Annotated in this window: 1 protein-coding gene; it reads right to left on the bottom strand. The window is 66.8% G+C overall.

Annotated features, from left to right (window positions below; genetic code table 11):
* A partial coding sequence (locus ACR9ZK_RS23690) for an Ig-like domain-containing protein (protein ID WP_481344354.1) occupies positions 1-232 on the bottom strand: 232 nt, incomplete at both ends.

Genomic DNA, 232 nt, shown 5'->3' on the forward strand with positions numbered 1-232 from the left:
GCATCCGGCCGCTTGACGACGCCGATGCGGACGGTGCCGGTCGCCGTCTTGCCATAGGTGTCGACGACTTTGTAGGTGAACGAATCGGTTCCGGCCGAACCCGGATAGGCGTCGTAGGTGAAGGAGGTGCTGCTCGTCGCCGAGATGCGCCCGAGCGTCGGCTGCGAGGCGATGCCGACCAGGCTCACCGAATCGCCGTCGGGGTCGATTCCGTCCAGCGGGACGTCGATGG

The sequence above is a fragment of the Monashia sp. HAY1-5C genome, assembly GCF_056755255.1.